The organism is Klebsiella sp. DY2415 (assembly GCF_026314315.1).
In the GTDB taxonomy this organism is placed as follows: domain Bacteria; phylum Pseudomonadota; class Gammaproteobacteria; order Enterobacterales; family Enterobacteriaceae; genus Klebsiella; species Klebsiella ornithinolytica.
In genome coordinates, this window is the sequence record NZ_CP111115.1 from 1,968,748 (window position 1) to 1,988,248 (window position 19,501).

Consider the following 19,501-nt stretch of genomic DNA (forward strand, 5'->3'; position numbering starts at 1 on the left):
ATGAAAACACGTAAAATCGGTTTAGTTAATTATCTGGCCTATGGCTCGGGCGACTTCCTCGGCGCCGGGACCACCGCGCTGACCGCGGCCTGGCTCCTCTACTTCTACACCACCTTCTGCGGCCTTTCCCCTATTGAAGCAACATTGATTTTTGCCACGGCGAGAGTGCTGGATGCGGTGATCAGCCCGCTGATGGGCTTTCTGACCGATAACTTTGGGACCACGTGGCTCGGCAAACGCTTTGGCCGACGTAAGTTCTTTATTCTGCTCGGCATCCCCTGCGTGTTCAGCTACTCCATCATGTGGGTTGGCGATATGGGATTCTGGTATTACCTGCTCACCTATCTGCTGTTCGATATTGTCTACACCATGATTCTGGTGCCGTATGAAACGCTGGTACCGGAAATGACGGATGATTTTAAACAAAAAACCAAATTCTCCGGCGCGCGTATTTCGATGGCGCAGATGTCGGCCATTCTGGCGTCATTCCTGCCGGGCATTCTGCTGACCCAGTTTGGTAAGGACAATGCGGTTTCCTTTTTCTACGCAAGTCTCGTCTTCTCCGTGCTGTGCGCGCTGATGCTGACCTTCGTCTGGTTCTTTACCTGGGAACGTCCGCGGGAAGAGTGGTCCGAAGCCGCGCTGCGGGCGGAAGAAGAGAAGCGCAATTTGTCTTTGGCTCAGAGCCTCAATCGCCTGTTTATTGAGCTGAGTTCGACGCTGCGGATTAAGATTTTCCGCCAGCACCTGGGGATGTACCTTGGCGGCTATATCGCTCAGGACGTCTTTAATGCCGTGTTTACCTACTACGTGGTGTTTGTGCTGATGCAGGAGGCCTCAATGGCGTCCAACCTGCTGGGCACCATGGCTATCTTCCAGTTTATTGCCGTCATCGCCATGATTCCGCTCTGTATTCGCTTCGGGCCCGCCCCTTCGTATCGTATGGTGGTCGTGCTGTTTGGCCTGAGCTCGCTGTCCTACGCGATTCTCTATTACGCCGGACTGAGCGATGTCTACTCGCTGCTGCTGTTGATCTCTGCCGTCGCGGGACTTGGGCGTGGCGGAATCAACTATGTGCCATGGAATACCTACACCTATATCGCGGATGTGGATGAGGTCATCACCGGGCAGCGTCGTGAAGGGATTTTTGCCGGCATTATGACGCTGACGCGCAAAGCCTCTCAGGCCGGCGCGGTGATGCTGGTGGGTATCATTATGCAGCTCTCGGGGTTTGTTTCCGGGCAGAAGACCCAGCCCTATGAAGTGAGCCATACCATCCTGTTGATCCTGAGCGTCGGCACGCTGGCGGTGCTGGCCTGCGGTTTCCTCGTCTCCCTGCGCTTCAGGCTCAATCTTGCCACGCATAGCGTGCTGCGGGCGGAGACGCTCAAAATGCGTCGCTCGGGCCGCGCACAGCCAGAGCTGGCGACAGCGGAAGATCGCGCGGTGGTTGAGATGCTGGCCGGCATGCCGTTCGACGCGCTGTGGGGAAATAACAATATTGGTTATCTGAACCGCAATAAACCTGCCGCGCCATCGCTGAAGCAGGGTGCTGAAATGAAATCGACATACAACAGAGGGTAAAGAGATGAAGGTGTGGCCTGTCAAACATAGCCCGTTACTGCGTCAGCCGGCGCATTTTATTAGCCGCCATGAACTGCAGTCGCTGATCCAAAAAGTGACCCATAATCTGGTCAATATTCGCGATGAAGCGGGGACGTTTCTGCTGCGGCTGGACGACGGGCGGGTCATTGATACCAAAGGGTGGGCCGGTTGGGAGTGGACGCATGGCGTAGGTTTGTACGGTATTCATCAGTACTACCAGCAGACCGGGGACACGGCGATGCGCGATATTATCGACAGCTGGTTTGCCGATCGCTTCGCCGAAGGGGCGACCACGAAGAACGTTAATACCATGGCCCCATTCCTGACCCTGGCCTGGCGCTACGAAGAGACCGGGAGACCGGAGTATCTGCCCTGGCTCGATAGCTGGGCGGAGTGGGCGATGCATGAGATGCCGCGCACGGAGCATGGGGGAATGCAGCACATCACGCTGGCGGAAGAGAACCATCAGCAGATGTGGGACGATACGCTGATGATGACCGTACTGCCGCTGGCTAAAATCGGCAAATTGCTCAATCGTCCGCAGTATGTGGAAGAGGCGGTGTATCAGTTTTTACTTCACGTTCAGAACCTGATGGATCGGGAAACCGGGCTGTGGTTTCACGGCTGGAGCTATGACGGTCAGCATAACTTCGCCCGCGCTCGCTGGGCGCGGGGTAACAGCTGGCTGACGATGGTGATCCCCGATTTCCTTGAACTGGTTGATTTACCTGAGCACAGCGCCGTCAGACGCTATTTGATCCAGGTGCTGAATGCGCAAATTGCCGCGCTGGCAAAATGTCAGGATGACAGCGGCCTGTGGCATACGCTGCTGGACGATCCGCACTCGTACCTGGAAGCATCGGCCACCGCCGGATTTGCCTATGGCATTCTGAAAGCGGTGCGTAAGCGCTATGTCGCGGCGGAGTACGCCGAGGTGGCGGAGAAGGCGATTCGCGGGGTGGTGAAAAATATCTCCCCGGAAGGCGAGCTGTTACAGACCTCGTTTGGGACCGGGATGGGCGGCAATCTCGACTTTTACCGCGAGATCCCGCTGACTTCGATGCCGTATGGTCAGGCAATGGCGATATTGTGTCTGACGGAGTATTTGCGCAAATACTTCTAAGGCAGGATTTGCTCGCCCTGACAGACGCTGACAAGCACCGCGCCATCAGGCATTTCCCCGGCAGCGCGCGGCTAGCCGGGGCGACAAAATCCCCCGCCGACTTACATCCGCTCGACGGTTTCAATACCCAGCGTATCCAGACCCTGTTTCAGGGTTCTGGCCGTCAGCTGCGCCAGCTTCAGACGGCTGTTGCGTGCGGCTTCGCTCTCGGCGGTGATAATCGGGCAATGCTCGTAGAAACCGGAGAACAGGCCCGCCAGATCGTAGAGATAGGCGCACATGACGTGCGGCGTGCCTTCGCGGGCCACAACGGTCAGCGTCTCTTCGAACTGCAGCAGGCGCGCGGCCAGCTGCGCTTCGCGCGCTTCGGTAATGATCACCGGTGCCGCAGCCAGCGCCTGCTCGTCAACTTCCGCTTTACGGAAGACGGAGAGCACGCGGGTATAGGCATACTGCATATACGGCGCGGTGTTGCCTTCGAAGGCCAGCATGTTATCCCAGTCAAATACGTAATCGGTGGTCCGGTTTTTGGACAGATCGGCATACTTCACTGCGCCAATACCGACCGCATTGGCCAGCTGTTCCAGCTCATCGGCAGGCATGTCCGGATTTTTCTCGGCCACCAGGCGGCGCGCGCGTTCCAGCGCTTCATCCAGCAGATCCGCCAGCTTCACGGTACCGCCGGCGCGAGTTTTGAACGGCTTCCCGTCTTTGCCCAGCATCATGCCGAACATGTGATGTTCCAGCGGCACGGATTCCGGTACATAGCCCGCTTTACGCACGATCGTCCACGCCTGCATCAGGTGCTGGTGCTGACGGGAATCGATGTAGTAGAGCACCCGGTCGGCGTGCAGCGTTTCATAACGATACTTCGCACAGGCGATATCGGTAGTGGTGTAGAGGTAGCCGCCATCCTTTTTCTGGATGATGACGCCCATCGGTTCGCCTTCCTTGTTTTTGTACTCATCAAGGAACACCACGGTCGCGCCTTCGCTCTCGACGGCCAGACCTTTGGCTTTCAGATCGGCAACAATGCCCGGCAGCATCGGGTTGTAGAGACTTTCACCCATGACGTCATCGCGGGTCAGGGTGACGTTCAGACGATCGTAGGTAATCTGGTTTTGGGTCATGGTGATGTCAACCAGCTTGCGCCACATCTCCAGGAAGTAAGCATCGCCACCCTGGAGTTTTACTACGTAGTTACGGGCGCGTTCGGCAAAAACTTCATCTTCGTCATAATGCTTTTTCGCATCGCGGTAGAAGCCTTCGAGGTCGGACAGCGCCATTTCACCGGCGTTTTCCTGCTGCTGTTTTTCCAGCCAGGCGATCAGCATGCCGAACTGAGTGCCCCAGTCGCCGACGTGGTTCGCACGGATCACCTTATGACCGAGGAATTCAAGCGTACGGACGGCAGCGTCACCGATGATGGTGGAACGCAGATGGCCGACGTGCATCTCTTTGGCGACGTTCGGGGCGGAGTAGTCAACGACGATAGTTTGCGCCTGCGGCCGGGCGACGCCCAGACGCTCAGACGCCAGCGCGCTGTTCACATTTTCCGCTAAAAAGGCCGGATCGAGGAAAATATTGATAAAGCCGGGCCCGGCGATTTCAACCTTGTTAGCAATCCCGTTAAGGTCGAGATGAGACAGTACCTGCTCTGCGAGTTGTCGCGGCGCCATACCCAGTTTTTTCGCTACTGCCATCACGCCGTTGGCCTGATAGTCGCCGAACTGGATTTTTGCTGACTGGCGGACCTGAGGTTCGCAATCGGCAGGCGCACCTGCCGCGATCAGGGCCTGGCTGACTTTTTCTGAGAGAAGAGCCTGAATATTCACCGGAATACCTTACGTTTAAGGCGCTATAACCCCTGTGGGGCAGCGCCGGAATGTGGACAAATTAGGGCAGGAGTATACTGCATTTGCGCCCATGCGTCAGCACCGTGCGCGCGTTGCCGGGCAGCACGCTTAATGAATAGCCACTCGGCGAACCCCACAGAAGATTCCCGGTTGGTCGCCGCCGGGAAACACGCTAAATTACCCCCCTTTGACGTGCATTGAGGTGCAGTATGGCAAACTGGCAGCAAATTGATGAGCTTAACGATATTTCCGCGGATCTGCCGCGTTTCACCGACGCGCTAAGCGGGCTGGCCGACCGACTTGGGTTGGATATCGCGCCGCTGGATGCCGACCATATTTCCCTGCGCTGCCACCAAAACGCCACGGCAGAGCGCTGGCGTCGCGGTTTTGAACAATGCGGCACGCTGCTGTCGGAAAACACGATCAACGGTCGACCTATCTGCCTGTTCAAACTGGATGAGCCGGTTTCGGTGGCCCACTGGCGTTTCAGCGTGGTTGAGCTGCCGTGGCCGGGCGAGAAACGCTATCCGCATGAAGGATGGGAGCACGTTGAGATTGTGCTGCCGGGCGAGCCGGATGCGCTCAATGCTCGCGCGCTGGCGCTGCTGTCTGATGAGGGATTGAGTCAGCCGGGGATTTTTGTCAAAACCAGCTCGCCGAAAGGAGAGCGCGAACGGCTGCCAAACCCGACCCTGGCGGTGACGGATGGCCGCGTCACGATTAAATTTCACCCGTGGTCAATTGAGCAAATTGTCGCCAGCGAACAATCTGATGCGTAACAGTGTGAAGCGACGCGGTTTTTGAACGGATAAATCATGACATGCTGTGTTGCCCGCAGCGTAAAGGAGAAGGAAATGACGCTACTGGAAGTCTGCTGTTATAGCATGGCCTGTGCGCAAGAGGCGCAGCGCTGTGGAGCCGATCGCATTGAGCTCTGCGCCGCGCCGCATGAAGGGGGATTAACCCCGTCGCTGGGCGTGCTGAAAACAGTACGCGAAACGGTGACCATTCCGGTGCATCCGATTATTCGCCCGCGCGGTGGTGATTTTTGCTACACCGAAAGCGAGTTTGCGGCGATGCTCGACGATGTGGCGACGGTCAGGGAGCTGGGTTTTCCCGGCGTGGTCATCGGGGTGTTAGATGTGGATGGTCGGGTCGATACCGCGCGCATGCAAAAAATTAAGGCGGCGGCCGGTTCGCTGGCGGTCACGTTCCACCGGGCTTTTGATATGTGTGCGGATCCGTATCAGGCTTATCGCACGCTGGCCGATTCCGGCGTTGCCCGTATCCTGACATCGGGTCAGCAGGCCAGCGCTGAAAAAGGTCTTTCATTAATTACGGAACTTATTGCCCTGGGGGATACTCCAACCATTATGGCTGGTGCAGGTGTTCGAGCGGCCAACCTGGCGAAGTTTCTTCAGGCAGGTGTCAAAGAGGTCCACAGCTCGGCCGGACACTGGGTGCCATCGCCAATGCGCTTCCGTCATTCCGGATTATCGATGTCCGCCGATGCCGACGCAGATGAATATTCACGCTATGCCGTTAATGGCGTAGCGGTGGCAGAAATGAAGCAAATCATTTCTGCGCAGAGAAGTTAAACCGTTTTTTGCTGCACATCATGTCGCCCAATATGATGATTGCCCGTACCAGGCCCCTGCAATTTCAACAGGGGTCTTTTTTTCACCTTTATTTGCCCCCGGCTGACTTTTTCGCCAGCGATTGCTGGGTCTCAGGTTTGTTGGCAATAATCACCGCGCGCACCGGCGCCGGGTAACCTTCAAGCGTTTTACTGCTGTCTTCGGGGTCGAGGAAGTCAGCCAGCGACTCCGTAATCATCCATTCGGTACGGCGCTGCTCTTCGGTGGTGGTGGCGCAGACATCGACAATCCGCACATTGACAAATCCGCACTTCTCCAGCCACATTTTCAACGCCGCGGCCGACGGAATAAAGTAGACGTTGCGCATCTGCGCATAGCGGTCGCCTGGTACCAGAACGCTATTTTCATCCCCTTCGACCACCAGCGTCTCCAGCACCAGTTCGCCACCGTCGACCAGCTGATCTTTGAGCTGCCATAAATGGTCGAGCGGCGAGCGGCGATGGTACAGCACGCCCATCGAAAAGACGGTATCGAAGGCGTTGAGCGCCGGAAGCTGCTCAATGCCCAGCGGCAACAGGTGGGCGCGCTGATCGTTACCCAGCAGCTTACGCACCGCTTCAAACTGGCATAAAAACAGCTGCGTCGGGTCAATCCCGACCGCCAGATGCGCGCCGGCGCCGATCATGCGCCACATGTGGTAGCCGCTGCCGCAGCCAACGTCGAGAATCGTGCGCCCGGTCAGATCGGACAGATGCGGCAGCACGCGCTCCCATTTCCAGTCAGAACGCCATTCGGTATCGATATTCACGCCGTAAAGCGAGTAGGGCCCTTTGCGCCAGGGCATCAGGTTTTTCAGCAGGTTCTCTACGCGCAGCCGATGGCCTTCGCTTAGCGGCGCTTCGCTTTCGGCGGTGACGCTATGCAGCAGGTCCAGACGATACGGGGCCAGCTCCGGCAGAAACTCTACGGCCCGTTCCCACTCGCGGAATTTGCCGTGCAGAGCTTCCCGTTGCCACGCCGCGACCTGGGCAGGGAGCGTCTCCAGCCAGTGAGATAGCGGGCTGAGAGCGATGCGTTGATAAAAATGATTGAAATCGATCATGCTTTTTCCTCTGATTTCACCGCCACCAGTGAACCAAAGTTAAAGCACTGGAACCACAATTCGGCATGTTCAAACCCGGCTTTATGCAGGCGGGCTTTGTGCGTTTCGACCGAATCGGTCAACATGACGTTTTCCAGCATGCTGCGCTTCTGGCTGATTTCCAGCTCGCTGTAGCCATTGGCACGCTTAAAGTCGTGATGCATGTTGAACAGCAGTTCGCCAACATGCGCATCTTCGAAACTGAATTTTTCGGACAGCACCAGCGCGCCCCCGGGATTCAGCCCCTGGTAAACCTTATCCAGAATAGCCTGGCGTTCATCGGGGGCCAGAAACTGAATGGTAAAGTTCAGCACTACCATGGAGGCGTTGTCGATGGTGATATCACGAATATCGCCTTCCACAACCTCGACGGGCGTCGGCGCTTTATAGGCATCGATGTGGCGACGGCAGCGTTCGACCATCGCCGAAGAGTTATCCACCGCCACAATTTTGCAGCCAGGGTGGGCAATGTTACGCCGGATAGAGAGCGTTGCCGCTCCAAGCGAGCAGCCGAGGTCATAAACCTGGGTATCGGGCTGAACGAAGCGTTCAGCCAGCATGCCGATCATAGAAATGATATTGGAATAGCCGGGCACGGAGCGCTGGATCATATCCGGGAAGACTTCAGCAACCCGTTCATCAAAGGTCCAGTCGCCGAGGCTGGCAATCGGCGCGGAAAAAAGCGTATCGCGGTGAGACATAACGTTAAACCCGAAAAAACGAAAACGGCGTATTGTGCGCTAATGTAAGGAGAAAACCAACTCCCAGGGCATATACCACAGATTCGCGAGCACCATCAGCAACAGGGCGCACCAGGTGGCGCTCATTCCGGAGCGACGCCAGCTGAAGAGCCGGTGGTGAAAACCGTAAGAGTGCATCAGTCGTCCGGCAATCAGCAAAATACCGCAGACGTGCACCATCCAGTTCTGCGCGCCATTCATCTCCATAAACAGCAGCAGGATGATGCCAATGGGGACATACTCAACGGCGTTGCCGTGCACGCGGATAGCAACCTGCAGCTCGCTAAACCCTCCGTCACCATACCCGACGTGGTATTGCGTGCGCAGACGTACAACATCAAAAGAAAACTTAATTAGCAATAACGCACCCAACACCGCGTACAGCGCGCTGACCATACAAAAAACTCCCTTTCACTCTTTCAGATGGCTCCGATTAGCATAGCAGGATATCAGAAAAGCGCGGTTTGCTGCGGAATTGACGGTGCGGTCCCGACCTCTGGCATCACCCGGCGCAAATCTTCCCAAAGCGTGCTGACCAGCTCCGGGGCCTGCGCGATGTCCGGGGTGTGGAGAAATAAATAGGGCGTTGTCGACTGGCTCCATTGGGGTAAGGTCTGCAGCCAGACGCCAAACAGCCGGTGATTGTGGGCCATGTCGTCGCTGCCGATAAAGCGAACCAGCGGATTCCCCGCCGTGACCACGGCATGAACCGGAAGTTTGGGTTTTTTACGCTGGGCGTCGATCATGGCCGGATTTCGCGCGAGGGCGCTATGCACCGGGCGGCTGTCGAGGATGGCGCGATTCACGTGACGTTGATGCAGCCCGCGATTGAGCGCCTTTTCGGCGTCCCCTTTGGCGAAAAACTCTGGATGCCGTACTTCGACGCCATAGGTGAATTGGGTCGGCAGCGTATCGAGAAAGTGCCACAGGGCAGGGAGGTCTCCGGGGCCAAAGGTGGCGGGCAGCTGCAGCCAGTACTGGCCAATACGCGTTTCCAGCGGCGCCAGACGAGTAAAAAACTCGTGGCTCAGGTCGTCGCAATGGCGCAGAGCGGCCTGATGCGAAATGGTGGCCGGAAATTTAAAGCAGAAGCGAAAATTATCGTGAGTTTGCTCATACCAGCGGGCGACAATCTCCGCCTTCGGCAGGGCGTAAAGGGTCGTATTACCCTCCACGCAGTTAAAGTGGCGAGCATAGTCTGCAAGGCTGGTGATGCCCAGACGCACCCACTTCGGGTGCGACCATTGCGGGAGCCCGATATAAATCATAAGGCGGCGAGGACGTCCTCGGTGCTGCGCACGCGGGCGATGCGCGGGAAAATATGCGTCATGCTGCCCTGGTGCTGCTCGGCAGAGGCGGCGCTGCAGGCGTCTTCGACGATAACCAGGTTGAAGCCCAGCTCCCAGGCATTACGCGCGGTGGATTCAACGCCGATGTTGGTGGAGATGCCGCAGAGAATAAGGGTATCAACACCGCGACGACGTAGCTGCAGCTCGAGGTCGGTACCATAGAAGGCGCCCCACTGGCGTTTGGTGACTTCGATATCGCCGTCCTGTTTGCCCAGCGCCTGCGGGTAGGTCCACCAGTTATCCGGCAGCGCGTGCCCGCCGGCCTGCGCGTCAACCGGTTGCTTTAGCGCTTCGGCAAAATCAGCGGACCAGCCAACGCGGACCATGATGACCGGCGAGCCTTGCTGACGGCACTTTTCAGCCAGACGGGCCGCGCGCGTTACCACGTCATCGGCACGATGCGGCCCACCGGCGAAGGGCAAAATACCCTCTTGCAGATCGATGACAACGAGCGCAGTTTTTTTCGCATTGAGTTCTAACATGGTATCCCCGTATCTTCTTCTGTGGTTTGACCGTTACAATACCGTTGCCGATCCGGCTCATGGGTAACAATTTTTGTTAATTTTTGTGAGCACAGGCAATAAGCGTACAGCAAAGCAACGTACAAACTGCATCGGGCTTATCGTGCGGCGGAAATTCTATTATAATGACCGCCTTTTTTCATTCAGTTGTGACATTCAGCTAAAGCTGCGACTCCGTCGCCTGCGAGGCAGGCAACAATCCGCCTGCGGCTAAGTTAAGGGATATCTCATGCGTACAGAATATTGCGGACAGCTACGTCTGTCCCACGTGGGGCAGCAGGTGACTCTGTGTGGTTGGGTCAACCGTCGTCGTGATCTTGGTAGCCTTATCTTCATTGATATGCGTGACCGCGAAGGCATCGTGCAGGTGTTTTTCGATCCGGATCGTGCGGAGGCGTTAAAGCTGGCTTCCGAACTGCGCAATGAGTTTTGCATCCAAATCACCGGTACCGTGCGTGCGCGCGACGAAAAAAACGTCAACAGCGAGATGGCTACGGGCGACATCGAAGTGCTGGCCTCTTCGCTGACGATCATCAACCGTGCAGAAGCGCTGCCGCTTGACTCCAATCACGTCAACACCGAAGAAGCGCGTCTGAAATACCGTTACCTGGACCTGCGTCGTCCGGAAATGGCTCAGCGTCTGAAAACCCGTGCGAAAATCACCAGCTTCGTGCGCCGCTTTATGGACGATCACGGTTTCCTCGATATCGAAACCCCGATGCTGACCAAAGCGACCCCGGAAGGCGCGCGCGACTATCTGGTGCCGAGCCGCGTTCACAAAGGCAAATTCTACGCGCTGCCGCAGTCTCCTCAGCTGTTTAAACAGCTGCTGATGATGTCCGGCTTTGACCGTTACTATCAGATAGTGAAATGCTTCCGTGACGAAGACCTGCGTGCAGACCGCCAGCCGGAATTCACCCAGATCGATGTGGAAACCTCCTTTATGACCGCGCCGCAGGTGCGTGAAGTTATGGAAGAGCTGGTTCACCAGCTGTGGCTGGACGTGAAAGGCGTCGACCTGGGCAAATTCCCGGTGATGACCTTTGCGGAAGCCGAGCGCCGCTTCGGTTCCGATAAGCCGGATCTGCGTAACCCGATGGAGCTGGTCGATATTGCCGACCTGGTGAAGGCCGTAGAGTTTGCCGTCTTCTCCGGCCCGGCCAATGATGCCAAAGGGCGCGTCGCTGCGCTGCGCGTACCGGGTGGCGCTGCGCTGACCCGTAAACAAATTGATGAGTATGGCAAGTTCGTCCAGATCTATGGCGCGAAAGGCCTGGCGTACATGAAAGTCAACGAGCGTGCGAAAGGTCTCGAAGGCATCAACAGCCCGGTAGCGAAATTCCTCAACGCAGAGATCGTCGACGCCATTCTTGAGCGCACCGGCGCCCAGGATGGCGACATGATTTTCTTCGGCGCGGACAATAAGAAAGTGGTTGCCGATGCGCTGGGTGCGCTGCGTCTGAAGCTGGGTAAAGACCTGAGCCTGACCGACGAAACCAAATGGGCGCCGCTGTGGGTTATCGACTTCCCGATGTTCGAAGATGATGGTGAAGGCGGTCTGACCGCGATGCACCACCCGTTCACTTCGCCGAAAGACATGACTGCGGATGAACTGAAAACCGCGCCGGAAACGGCGATCGCTAACGCCTACGATATGGTGATCAACGGGTATGAAGTGGGCGGCGGTTCCGTCCGTATCCACAATGGCGACATGCAGCAGACCGTCTTCGGTATTCTGGGCATCAACGAACAGGAACAGCGTGAAAAATTCGGCTTCCTGCTGGACGCGCTGAAGTACGGTACGCCGCCGCACGCGGGTCTGGCCTTCGGTCTTGACCGTCTGACCATGCTGCTGACCGGTACCGATAATATCCGTGACGTTATTGCCTTCCCGAAAACGACCGCCGCGGCCTGTCTGATGACCGAAGCGCCGAGCTTTGCTAACCCGACATCCCTGGGTGAGTTAGGTATTCAGGTTGTGGCGAAAGAGACAAAAGAGTCTCTGGAGAATAAGTAAGATGTCATTCAAGCTTCCCGTTTCCGTTCTGGTGGTCATTTATGCCGAAGATACGAAGCGGGTGCTGATGTTGCAGCGACGCGACGATCCCGCTTTCTGGCAGTCGGTAACCGGCAGCCTGGAAGCGGGGGAGACCGCAGCGCAAGCCGCCGTGCGTGAAGTAAAGGAAGAGGTCGCGATTGATGTTGCTCATGAGCAGCTGACCTTAATGGACTGTCAGCGCACGGTGGATTTCGAGATTTTTTCTCATTTACGTCATCGCTACGCGCCGGGCGTTGAGCGCAATACGGAATTTTGGTTCTGTCTTGCGCTCCCTCATGAACGCCAGATTGTCTTTACGGAACATCTGGATTACCGCTGGGTCAATGCGGCAGAAGCCGCCGCCCTGACCAAGTCGTGGAGTAACCGGCAGGCGATTGAAGAATTTGTAATTAACGCCGACTAGTCTTCCCAGCCATTTGCAGGTCGAAAGGCTGCGGGAAGCAGGCATTTTTGGAGAGTTTTTTATGGCAGGTCATAGTAAATGGGCCAACACCAAACACCGCAAAGCGGCACAGGATGCCAAGCGCGGTAAGATCTTTACTAAAATCATTCGTGAGCTGGTTACCGCTGCGCGTCTGGGCGGCGGCGATGTCGCTTCTAACCCGCGTTTGCGTGCGGCAGTAGATAAAGCACTGTCCAACAACATGACCCGCGACACCCTGAACCGTGCTATCGCCCGTGGCGTTGGCGGCGATGATGACGCGAACATGGAAACCATCATTTATGAAGGTTACGGCCCTGGCGGCACCGCGGTCATGGTTGAATGCCTGAGCGACAACCGCAACCGTACCGTTGCCGAAGTGCGCCATGCCTTCAGCAAAACCGGCGGCAACCTCGGCACCGATGGCTCCGTAGCCTATCTGTTCAGCAAAAAAGGGGTCATCTCTTTTGAAGCCGGCGACGAAGACGTGATCATGGAAGCCGCGCTGGAAGCTGGCGCGGAAGACGTTGTGACCTATGACGACGGCGCGATTGACGTGTATACCGCGTGGGAAGAGATGGGCGCGGTGCGCGATGCGCTGGAAGCGGCTGGCCTGAAGGCTGATGCGGCTGAAGTCTCCATGATTCCTTCGACCAAGGCGGATATGGATGCGGAAACGGCACCCAAACTGCTGCGTCTGATCGATATGCTGGAAGACTGCGACGACGTGCAGGAAGTGTATCATAACGGCGAGATCTCTGATGAGGTCGCCGCAACGCTCTAATGTTGCTGACCGTTAAATCACTAACCGGAGGTGCGTGATGGCCATTATTCTCGGCATTGACCCGGGGTCACGCATTACCGGTTATGGCGTTATTCGTCAGGTCGGGCGGCAGCTGAGCTATCTTGGCAGCGGCTGTATTCGGACCAAAGTCGACGATTTACCGTCGCGCCTGAAGCTGATTTACGCAGGCGTGACGGAAATTATCACCCAGTTTCAGCCGGACTATTTCGCCATCGAGCAGGTGTTTATGGCGAAAAACGCCGACTCGGCGCTGAAGCTGGGGCAGGCGCGCGGCGTGGCGATTGTCGCGGCGACGAATCAGGACCTGCCGGTGTTCGAGTATGCCGCGAGGCAGGTTAAGCAAACCGTTGTCGGCATCGGCAGCGCGGAAAAAAGCCAGGTGCAGCACATGGTGCGCACGCTGCTTAAGCTTCCCGCCAACCCCCAGGCGGACGCGGCGGATGCGCTGGCTATCGCCATTACCCACTGCCACGTCAGTCAGAACGCGGCTCAGATCAGCGAGACGCGGCTCAATCTGGCGCGTGGGCGCTTACGATAACGTCAAATCAGGCTGGATATTCATCCAGCCTTTTTTTATGATACCGCAGATACTTTAGCCCTTAACGCAGGAGCTCCATGTGATAGGCAGACTCAGAGGCATCGTTCTCGAAAAACAACCCCCGCTTGTATTACTGGAAACGGGAGGCGTAGGCTATGAAGTACATATGCCAATGACCTGTTTTTATGAACTGCCGGATGTGGGCAACGAGGCCATCGTTTTTACCCATTTTGTCGTTCGCGAAGATGCGCAGCTGCTCTATGGTTTTAATAACAAGCAGGAACGCACCCTGTTCAAAGAGCTGATTAAAACCAACGGCGTCGGGCCAAAGCTGGCGCTGGCGATCCTCTCCGGTATGTCGGCGCAGCAGTTTGTTAACGCCGTAGAGCGCGAGGAGCTGGCTGCCCTGGTGAAACTGCCGGGTATCGGTAAGAAAACCGCTGAGCGTCTGATTGTTGAAATGAAAGACCGGTTCAAAGGTCTGCACGGCGATCTGTTTACGCCGGCGACGGATCTGGTGCTGACTTCACCGGCGGGTCCGTCTGATGACGATGCGGAGCAGGAAGCGGTTGCTGCGCTGGTGGCGCTGGGCTATAAACCTCAGGAGGCCAGCCGGATGGTGAGTAAAATCGCTCGCCCGGATGCCAACAGTGAAATGCTAATTCGCGAAGCGCTCCGCGCCGCGTTGTGAGGTAAGGGATGATTGAAGCAGACAGGCTGGTATCGGCAGACAGCGCCGGGTTTGAAGAGACGGCCGACCGCGCAATCCGCCCGAAATTGCTGGCAGAGTATGTCGGTCAACCGCAGGTGCGTTCGCAAATGGAGATTTTTATCCAGGCGGCAAAGCTGCGCGGGGACGCACTCGATCACCTGCTGATCTTTGGTCCACCGGGGCTGGGAAAGACGACGCTGGCAAACATCGTCGCCAATGAGATGGGCGTCAACCTGCGAACCACCTCCGGTCCGGTGCTTGAGAAGGCGGGTGACCTGGCCGCCATGCTCACCAACCTCGAACCCCACGATGTGCTGTTTATTGATGAAATACACCGCCTCTCGCCGGTAGTGGAAGAGGTGCTGTATCCGGCAATGGAAGACTATCAGCTGGATATTATGATCGGCGAAGGGCCTGCGGCGCGGTCGATCAAAATCGATCTGCCGCCGTTTACCCTGATTGGCGCCACGACGCGCGCGGGGTCATTAACTTCGCCGCTGCGTGACCGTTTCGGGATTGTACAGCGCCTCGAGTTTTACCAGGTTCCTGACCTGCAGCATATCGTCAGCCGCAGCGCGCGCTTTATGGGGCTGGAAATGAGCGACGAAGGTGCGCTGGAGGTGGCCCGCCGCGCGCGCGGCACGCCGCGTATCGCCAACCGCCTGCTGCGCCGGGTACGTGACTTTGCCGAAGTGCGCCATGATGGCACCATTTCGCTGGAGATTGCCGCTCAGGCGCTGGACATGCTGAATGTTGATGCGGAAGGGTTCGACTATATGGACCGCAAACTTCTGCTGGCGGTCATCGATAAATTCTTCGGCGGCCCCGTCGGCCTGGATAACCTGGCGGCGGCGATTGGCGAAGAGCGGGAAACTATCGAAGATGTTCTGGAACCGTATCTGATCCAGCAAGGCTTTTTGCAGCGCACGCCGCGTGGGCGTATGGCGACGGTACGCGCCTGGAATCACTTCGGTATTACGCCGCCGGCAATGCCGTAACCTGGCTGCCGGCAGATGAGCGGTGAGCTTGTTCCGGCAGGGCAGGGATGAGGACCCCGGTCAACTCGCCGCGACCGGGGAAGAGGGCGCGGCTCAGGCGGCCGATTTTTTCATCATGCTGAAGATAAACAGCAGCGCGGCGCACAGCACCACGGACGGGCCGGCGGGGGTGTCGTAAAACGCCGAGAAGGTCAGTCCACCGGTCACCGCGATAATCCCCACCCCAACGGCAGCGGCGGCCATCTGTTCCGGCGTACGGGCAAAGCGGCGCGCCGTGGCGGCAGGAATGATCAGCAGCGAGGTAATAATCAACGCGCCGACGAACTTCATGGCGACGCCAATGGTCAGCGCGGTGACCAGCATTAACAGCAGTTTCACCCGCTGCAGCTTCACGCCATCGACAAACGCCAGATCGGGGCTGATGGTCATCGACAGCAGGTTGCGCCACTGCCAGAGCAGGATAGCCAGCACAATCACCACGCCAATGGCGATAGAGATCAAATCTTCCGGCGTTACCGCCAGTAAATCGCCAAACAGATAGGCCATCAGGTCGACGCGAATATTCGACATCAGGCTAACCACCACCAGACCAAGCGACAGCGCGCTGTGCGCCATAATCCCCAATAAGGTATCGAGCGCCAGATGCGGACGTTTTTCCAGCCACACCAGACCGCCTGCCAGCATTAAGGTCACGGCGATCACCGCATAAAACGGATTGACGTTAAGCAACAGCCCGAAGGCCACGCCAAGCAAAGAGGCATGCGCTAAGGTATCGCCGAAATAGGACATCCGGCGCCAGACCACAAACGACCCGAGCGGGCCTGCCGCACAGGCAAGCATCATCCCGGCCAGCCAGCCGGGTAACAGAAGTTCAATCATCAGCGCTCATTTCCCCTACGCAGTACGATCCGCCCCTGCAGGTCATGGCGGTGATTATGATGGTGACGATAGATTCCCAGCTGTTCCGCCCCACGCTGGCCAAACATCGAGATAAACTGCGGATGCGTGGAGACCACTTCCGGGGTGCCGGAACAGCAAATATGTTGATTCAGGCACAGCACCTCATCGGTTTTTGCCATCACCAGATGCAGGTCGTGGGAGACCATCAGCACCGAGCAATCAAGCTCCTGGCGCAGCTGGTTTATCAGATCGTACAGGGCAACCTGCCCGTTAACGTCGACGCCCTGCGTGGGTTCATCCAGCACCAGCAGCTGCGGCTGGTTCAGCAGGGCCCGGGCCAGCAGCACGCGCTGGGTTTCGCCACCGGAGAGTTTTTGCATCGGCGCTTCAATCAGGTGCCCGGCCTGGACACGTTTCAGCGCCGGCAGGATGTCCTGCTTGCGGGTGCCGGGACGTAAGCGCATGAACCGGCTAACGGTCAGCGGCATCGTGGCATCCAGATGCAGTTTTTGCGGGACGTAGCCAATCCGCAGATTGTTCTCGCGCTTGATAACACCGTCACTCGGTGCTACCAGTCCAAGAACCACCCGCACGAGCGTGGATTTGCCTGCGCCATTAGGGCCGAGTAAGGTCAAAATTTTGCCGGGCTTTAGCGTCAGCGAAATGTCAGACAGTACGCGTCGTTGGCCGAAGGCGACCGAGACGTTTTCGAGAGTTACAAGATTTGTCATGTCAAATTAAGGGTTGCACAAGCGAGTGAATGTTATAATATCACATCTTTCTCATTCATTACGATGACTAGACGCATTATGTTACATAAAAATACGCTTCTTTGCGCTGGACTTAGCGCCGTTTTTTTGTTCGCTCAGACCTCTACGGCGAATGCTGCCGTGGTTACCTCAATGAAACCCTTAGGCTTTATCGCTTCCGCTATCGCGGATGGGGTCACGGAGACCCAGGTGCTCCTGCCTGACGGTGCCTCAGAGCATGATTATTCACTGCGTCCTTCCGATGCAAAACGCTTACAGAACGCAGACTTAGTGGTCTGGATTGGTCCAGAGATGGAAGCGTTCATGGACAAGTCAACGCAAAGCATTGCGTCGAATAAAAAGGTGACCATCGCTGAGCTTGCCGGCGTGAAACCGCTGCTCATGAAAGGGGCGGATGACGACGATGACGATCATGGCCACGAACACGCCGCAGGTGAAAATAGTGACGGTGATCACCATCATGGTGTTTACAATATGCATCTGTGGTTATCCCCAGAGATAGCGCGGCTTTCAGCGGTTGCAATCCACGATAAATTATTGGAACTTATGCCGCAGAGTCGAGCCAAACTTGACGCTAACCTGAAAGAATTTGAGGCAAAATTAGCCTCAACCGATAAGCAGGTGAGTAACGAGCTCGCACCGCTGAAAGGAAAAGGGTATTTCGTTTTTCATGATGCCTATGGCTACTTTGAAAAACACTACGGTCTGACCTCTCTGGGGCATTTTACCGTAAACCCTGAAATACAGCCCGGTGCGCAGCGTTTACACGAAATCAGAACACAGCTGGTTGAGCAAAAAGCAACGTGCGTTTTTGCTGAGCCACAGTTCAGGCCAGCCGTTATAGAAGCTGTTGCCAGGGGCACCTCTGTGCGCATGGGGACTCTGGACCCTCTCGGTACCGGGATTAAGCTGGGTAAAGAAAGTTACCCGCAGTTCCTCGACCAACTGGCGAAACAGTATTCGAGCTGCCTGAAAGGAGATTAACGAGGAAGTGAATACGTGCAACAGATAGCCCGCGCTGTCACTCAGGCATTCAACAATTTGCCACGACCTCACCGCGTCATGCTGGGGTCGTTGAGCGTTCTGACATTAGCGGTCGCCGTCTGGCGACCCTATATCTACCATCCAGAATCCGCCCCTATCGTCAGGACGATTGAGCTGGAAAAAAGCGAAATCCGCTCTCTGCTGCCGGAAGCCTCCGAACCTATCGACCAGGCGCCGCAGGAAGAAGAAGCCATTCCCCAGGATGAACTGGATGATAAAGCCGACAGTGAGTCAGGCGGCCACGAATATGTGGTCTCCACTGGCGATACGCTGAGCAGCATCCTCAACCAGTACGGCATCGATATGGGCGATATCGCCCAGCTCTCCTCAGCCGACAAAGAGTTGCGAAACCTGAAAATTGGTCAACAGCTCTCGTGGACCTTAACGGCAGAGGGGGATTTGCAAAGTCTGACATGGGAAATGTCGCGCCGTGAAACCCGCACCTATACCCGGGTTGCGAACGGCTTTAAAATGAGCAGCGAGCTGCAGAAAGGGGATTGGGTCAACAACGTGTTGAAAGGCACCGTGGGCGCCAGCTTTGTTGCCAGCGCTCGTGAAGCCGGGTTAACCAGTACGGAAGTCAGCGCGGTGATCCGAGCGATGCAGTGGCAGATGGACTTCCGCAAGCTGAAAAAAGGCGATGAGTTCTCGGTACTGATGTCGCGCGAAATGCTTGACGGTAAACGGGAACAGAGCCAGCTGCTGGGCGTGCGTTTGCGTTCAGAAGGCAAGGATTACTACGCGATTCGTGCGGAAGACGGTAAGTTCTACGATCGTAACGGTACCGGTCTGGCGAAGGGCTTTATGCGCTTCCCGACGGCGCGCCAGTTCCGCGTCTCTTCGAACTTTAATCCGCGTCGCCTGAATCCGGTGACCGGGCGCGTGGCGCCGCACCGCGGCGTCGATTTTGCTATGCCGCAGGGGACGCCGGTTCTTGCGGTCGGCGATGGTGAAGTCGTGGTCGCTAAGCGCAGCGGCGCGGCGGGATACTATGTGGCCGTACGCCATGGTCGCACCTATACCACTCGCTATATGCACCTGCGTAAACTGCTGGTGAAACCGGGGCAGAAAGTGAAGCGCGGCGATCGTATTGCGCTGTCGGGTAACACCGGCCGTTCTACCGGTCCGCATCTGCACTACGAAGTGTGGATTAACCAACAGGCCGTGAACCCATTAACGGCGAAACTGCCGCGTACCGAAGGGTTGAGCGGTTCCGATCGCACCGATTATCTGGCGCAGGTCAAAGAGGTCATCCCGCAGCTGCGGTTTGACTAGCAGGATGTCAATGCAAGCCGGTGCCTGTCGCGCGCCGGCTTTTTCT

General features: G+C 56.9%; 20 protein-coding genes. 12 read left to right on the forward strand and 8 right to left on the reverse strand.

Annotation, left to right across the window (positions count from 1 at the left end; translation table 11 throughout):
• Both OQV00_RS09140 and bglB read left to right on the forward strand, forming a co-directional pair.
• Complete coding sequence (locus OQV00_RS09140) at positions 1-1,584, forward strand: MFS transporter (RefSeq protein WP_032717089.1); 1,584 nt, start codon at positions 1-3, stop codon at positions 1,582-1,584.
• A 4-nt stretch (positions 1,585-1,588) separates the two neighbouring features.
• Positions 1,589-2,728 carry a beta-galactosidase BglB gene (bglB, locus tag OQV00_RS09145; protein WP_015583999.1) on the forward strand — a complete coding sequence of 380 codons (1,140 nt, stop codon included), beginning with the start codon at positions 1,589-1,591 and terminating at the stop codon, positions 2,726-2,728.
• Between the two features lie 101 nt (positions 2,729-2,829).
• Here bglB and argS read toward each other — a convergent pair whose 3' ends face one another.
• Complete coding sequence (gene argS / locus OQV00_RS09150) at positions 2,830-4,563, reverse strand: arginine--tRNA ligase (RefSeq protein ID WP_004864079.1); 1,734 nt, start codon at positions 4,561-4,563, stop codon at positions 2,830-2,832.
• A gap of 230 nt (positions 4,564-4,793) precedes the next feature.
• Between argS and OQV00_RS09155 the strand changes: the two genes are divergently transcribed.
• Both OQV00_RS09155 and cutC read left to right on the forward strand, forming a co-directional pair.
• Positions 4,794-5,363: a VOC family protein gene (locus tag OQV00_RS09155; protein ID WP_032717090.1), complete on the forward strand. Its 570-nt coding sequence runs from the start codon at positions 4,794-4,796 to the stop codon at positions 5,361-5,363.
• Between the two features lie 75 nt (positions 5,364-5,438).
• Entirely contained in the window at positions 5,439-6,182 is a 744-nt protein-coding gene (cutC, locus tag OQV00_RS09160) for a copper homeostasis protein CutC (RefSeq protein ID WP_100663037.1), read from the forward strand.
• Positions 6,183-6,270: 88 nt separating this feature from the next.
• Here cutC and cmoB read toward each other — a convergent pair whose 3' ends face one another.
• The 5 genes from cmoB to OQV00_RS09185 are packed head-to-tail and all read right to left on the reverse strand — an operon-like array spanning position 6,271 to position 9,894.
• Positions 6,271-7,284, reverse strand: a complete 1,014-nt coding sequence (gene cmoB, locus OQV00_RS09165; protein WP_064367723.1) for a tRNA 5-methoxyuridine(34)/uridine 5-oxyacetic acid(34) synthase CmoB — start codon at positions 7,282-7,284, stop codon at positions 6,271-6,273.
• Positions 7,281-8,024, reverse strand: a complete 744-nt coding sequence (gene cmoA, locus OQV00_RS09170; protein WP_004864067.1) for a carboxy-S-adenosyl-L-methionine synthase CmoA — start codon at positions 8,022-8,024, stop codon at positions 7,281-7,283. Before cmoA ends, cmoB begins: the two co-directional genes overlap by 4 nt.
• A gap of 39 nt (positions 8,025-8,063) precedes the next feature.
• Complete coding sequence (locus tag OQV00_RS09175; RefSeq protein WP_004864064.1) at positions 8,064-8,459, reverse strand: MAPEG family protein; 396 nt, start codon at positions 8,457-8,459, stop codon at positions 8,064-8,066.
• 53 nt (positions 8,460-8,512) lie between these two features.
• Entirely contained in the window at positions 8,513-9,331 is an 819-nt protein-coding gene (locus tag OQV00_RS09180; protein ID WP_266280216.1) for a DUF72 domain-containing protein, read from the reverse strand.
• The gene (locus OQV00_RS09185; RefSeq protein WP_004864056.1) at positions 9,328-9,894 is read right to left on the reverse strand and encodes a hydrolase; all 567 of its coding nucleotides are present in this window, start codon (positions 9,892-9,894) and stop codon (positions 9,328-9,330) included. The genes OQV00_RS09180 and OQV00_RS09185 overlap by 4 nt, the downstream gene beginning before the upstream one ends.
• 268 nt (positions 9,895-10,162) lie before the next feature.
• On the opposite strand from OQV00_RS09185, the gene aspS reads away from it, so the two are divergent.
• From aspS to ruvB, 6 genes are all read left to right on the forward strand, one after another.
• Positions 10,163-11,950, forward strand: coding sequence for an aspartate--tRNA ligase (gene aspS / locus OQV00_RS09190; protein WP_048023979.1), 1,788 nt, complete (start codon positions 10,163-10,165; stop codon positions 11,948-11,950).
• Between the two features lies 1 nt (position 11,951).
• The gene (nudB, locus tag OQV00_RS09195; protein WP_004864050.1) at positions 11,952-12,395 is read left to right on the forward strand and encodes a dihydroneopterin triphosphate diphosphatase; all 444 of its coding nucleotides are present in this window, start codon (positions 11,952-11,954) and stop codon (positions 12,393-12,395) included.
• Between the two features lie 61 nt (positions 12,396-12,456).
• Complete coding sequence (locus OQV00_RS09200) at positions 12,457-13,197, forward strand: YebC/PmpR family DNA-binding transcriptional regulator (protein ID WP_004864047.1); 741 nt, start codon at positions 12,457-12,459, stop codon at positions 13,195-13,197.
• 37 nt (positions 13,198-13,234) lie between these two features.
• Positions 13,235-13,756 (forward strand): crossover junction endodeoxyribonuclease RuvC, encoded by a 522-nt coding sequence (gene ruvC / locus OQV00_RS09205; protein WP_004864044.1) that lies wholly within the window; start codon positions 13,235-13,237, stop codon positions 13,754-13,756.
• A gap of 79 nt (positions 13,757-13,835) precedes the next feature.
• Entirely contained in the window at positions 13,836-14,447 is a 612-nt protein-coding gene (ruvA, locus tag OQV00_RS09210; RefSeq protein ID WP_004864039.1) for a Holliday junction branch migration protein RuvA, read from the forward strand.
• Between the two features lie 8 nt (positions 14,448-14,455).
• Positions 14,456-15,466, forward strand: a complete 1,011-nt coding sequence (gene ruvB / locus OQV00_RS09215; RefSeq protein WP_004864035.1) for a Holliday junction branch migration DNA helicase RuvB — start codon at positions 14,456-14,458, stop codon at positions 15,464-15,466.
• Positions 15,467-15,559: 93 nt separating this feature from the next.
• Here the strand turns inward: ruvB and znuB are convergent, their stop codons facing one another.
• Positions 15,560-16,345: a zinc ABC transporter permease subunit ZnuB gene (znuB, locus tag OQV00_RS09220; RefSeq protein WP_004864032.1), complete on the reverse strand. Its 786-nt coding sequence runs from the start codon at positions 16,343-16,345 to the stop codon at positions 15,560-15,562.
• On the reverse strand, positions 16,345-17,097 hold the full coding sequence (gene znuC, locus OQV00_RS09225; protein ID WP_004864029.1) for a zinc ABC transporter ATP-binding protein ZnuC: 753 nt from the start codon (positions 17,095-17,097) through the stop codon (positions 16,345-16,347). Before znuC ends, znuB begins: the two co-directional genes overlap by 1 nt.
• Before the next feature lie 78 nt (positions 17,098-17,175).
• On the opposite strand from znuC, the gene znuA reads away from it, so the two are divergent.
• Both znuA and mepM read left to right on the forward strand, forming a co-directional pair.
• Positions 17,176-18,120 carry a zinc ABC transporter substrate-binding protein ZnuA gene (gene znuA / locus OQV00_RS09230; RefSeq protein ID WP_032717095.1) on the forward strand — a complete coding sequence of 315 codons (945 nt, stop codon included), beginning with the start codon at positions 17,176-17,178 and terminating at the stop codon, positions 18,118-18,120.
• Positions 18,121-18,135: 15 nt separating this feature from the next.
• Positions 18,136-19,455 (forward strand): murein DD-endopeptidase MepM, encoded by a 1,320-nt coding sequence (gene mepM / locus OQV00_RS09235; RefSeq protein WP_004864022.1) that lies wholly within the window; start codon positions 18,136-18,138, stop codon positions 19,453-19,455.
• Positions 19,456-19,501 lie beyond the last annotated feature (46 nt).

What these genes read in the sequence shown, in the direction of transcription:
- nudB (WP_004864050.1), top strand. Translation starts at nt 11,952, where the DNA reads ATGTCATTCAAGCTTCCCGTTTCCGTTCTGGTGGTCATTTATGCCGAA.
- OQV00_RS09180 (WP_266280216.1), bottom strand. Translation starts at nt 9,331, where the DNA reads ATGATTTATATCGGGCTCCCGCAATGGTCGCACCCGAAGTGGGTGCGT.
- OQV00_RS09200 (WP_004864047.1), top strand. Translation starts at nt 12,457, where the DNA reads ATGGCAGGTCATAGTAAATGGGCCAACACCAAACACCGCAAAGCGGCA.
- znuC (WP_004864029.1), bottom strand. Translation starts at nt 17,097, where the DNA reads ATGACAAATCTTGTAACTCTCGAAAACGTCTCGGTCGCCTTCGGCCAA.
- OQV00_RS09140 (WP_032717089.1), top strand. Translation starts at nt 1, where the DNA reads ATGAAAACACGTAAAATCGGTTTAGTTAATTATCTGGCCTATGGCTCG.
- znuB (WP_004864032.1), bottom strand. Translation starts at nt 16,345, where the DNA reads ATGATTGAACTTCTGTTACCCGGCTGGCTGGCCGGGATGATGCTTGCC.
- cutC (WP_100663037.1), top strand. Translation starts at nt 5,439, where the DNA reads ATGACGCTACTGGAAGTCTGCTGTTATAGCATGGCCTGTGCGCAAGAG.
- OQV00_RS09155 (WP_032717090.1), top strand. Translation starts at nt 4,794, where the DNA reads ATGGCAAACTGGCAGCAAATTGATGAGCTTAACGATATTTCCGCGGAT.
- cmoA (WP_004864067.1), bottom strand. Translation starts at nt 8,024, where the DNA reads ATGTCTCACCGCGATACGCTTTTTTCCGCGCCGATTGCCAGCCTCGGC.
- cmoB (WP_064367723.1), bottom strand. Translation starts at nt 7,284, where the DNA reads ATGATCGATTTCAATCATTTTTATCAACGCATCGCTCTCAGCCCGCTA.
- aspS (WP_048023979.1), top strand. Translation starts at nt 10,163, where the DNA reads ATGCGTACAGAATATTGCGGACAGCTACGTCTGTCCCACGTGGGGCAG.
- OQV00_RS09185 (WP_004864056.1), bottom strand. Translation starts at nt 9,894, where the DNA reads ATGTTAGAACTCAATGCGAAAAAAACTGCGCTCGTTGTCATCGATCTG.
- ruvB (WP_004864035.1), top strand. Translation starts at nt 14,456, where the DNA reads ATGATTGAAGCAGACAGGCTGGTATCGGCAGACAGCGCCGGGTTTGAA.
- bglB (WP_015583999.1), top strand. Translation starts at nt 1,589, where the DNA reads ATGAAGGTGTGGCCTGTCAAACATAGCCCGTTACTGCGTCAGCCGGCG.
- ruvC (WP_004864044.1), top strand. Translation starts at nt 13,235, where the DNA reads ATGGCCATTATTCTCGGCATTGACCCGGGGTCACGCATTACCGGTTAT.
- OQV00_RS09175 (WP_004864064.1), bottom strand. Translation starts at nt 8,459, where the DNA reads ATGGTCAGCGCGCTGTACGCGGTGTTGGGTGCGTTATTGCTAATTAAG.
- znuA (WP_032717095.1), top strand. Translation starts at nt 17,176, where the DNA reads ATGTTACATAAAAATACGCTTCTTTGCGCTGGACTTAGCGCCGTTTTT.